This window comes from Dokdonia genika (assembly GCF_042652845.1).
In the GTDB taxonomy this organism is placed as follows: domain Bacteria; phylum Bacteroidota; class Bacteroidia; order Flavobacteriales; family Flavobacteriaceae; genus Dokdonia; species Dokdonia donghaensis.
This window is the reverse complement of sequence record NZ_JBHSHB010000034.1, coordinates 1-1,191: the sequence shown is the minus strand read 5'-3', so window position 1 is coordinate 1,191 and position 1,191 is coordinate 1. Positions and strand designations below refer to the sequence as shown.

Annotated in this window: 1 protein-coding gene; it reads left to right on the top strand. The window is 34.8% G+C overall.

Features of this window, described 5'->3' with window-relative positions; translation table 11 throughout:
* Positions 1 to 150: 150 nt before the first annotated feature.
* On the top strand, positions 151 to 930 hold the full coding sequence (locus ACFO5T_RS13960) for a toxin-antitoxin system YwqK family antitoxin (RefSeq protein ID WP_380035600.1): 780 nt from the start codon (positions 151 to 153) through the stop codon (positions 928 to 930).
* Positions 931 to 1,191: the final 261 nt, after the last annotated feature.

Here is a 1,191-nt window from a genome sequence, read left to right as displayed (position 1 = left end):
GACATTTTTGAAAGCTCTATGCGCGGCGACAGATTCACAAATAAGTGTATATTTAAACAATCAATTAAAAAACAAAAAACAGGCACACCAGCAAAATGCCGCACTCGCTTTATGTAGTGGCCTGTTGTAGCCAATTTGAGAAAAACCCAAATGAATAGAATAATCCTCTTTTTAATTTCACTCTTTTTTCTGTCTTGTCAGTTTGATTTGAGTGATAAAGCGAATGTGACAAATCTTAAATTATATTATGACAAGGAGAACACCATTATAAAAGAAGATAGAACAACCTATAAAGTTGGAGACAATGTCAAAGGAAGTACAATATTGTACCATGAAAATGGGAAAATAATGGGAGAAGGAAGTGTTAAAGGAGATTTGGAAAAATCTATACGCTATGGAGATTGGAAATATTATCACGAAAATGGAAAATTACTTTCAAAAGGAGAATTAGAAGAGGATGAAAAAATCGGATATTGGGAGCAGTTTTATGATAATGGAAATTTTGCTTCAAAAGGTAACTACAAAGCTGGAAAAGAAACTGGCAAATGGGAATATTATTATGAAACTGGACAACTTCAACAAGAGATAAATTTTGCAGACGGAAAACCAAATGGACTTATCAAAGATTACTTCCCAAATGGAAAAGTTAAAGCCAAAAGTGTTCTTGTAAACGGAGTAGAAAATGGACTAACTACTCAATATTGGGAAAATGGAAATGTCGCCTCACAAATTAGTTACGTGAATGGAGAAAAAATTGGAGTATTAAGAGAATATCACGAGAACGGAAAACTATCTACGGAAGGACAATGGAACATTGACAAACCTATTGGAGAAATGAAAATATACACCGAAAAAGGCGAATTAAAAGCCATTTATGTAATTGATAGCATCGGAGAAATAACCTCTGAAAAGATATTAATCGAAGAATAAAAACTGGCTACAACAACGTGTATAATTAATTGCTTTGGGCGTTGCCTACTTGGAAAATTCCTTCGGAATTTTCTCGCGTTCGTTTTTGTTTACTAAATTAGTTGCTTAAACACGCAACTAACCATACACAAAACCGTGGCGGCTGATTGCCCAAGGGCTCGCAGTTCACGATAAAATAAGCCACACAAAAGACAGTTGCATACTTGGTTATTACCGCAATCGTATGGCTACGCTTCAAAATCGGTTTAAGAGCGATTGTAA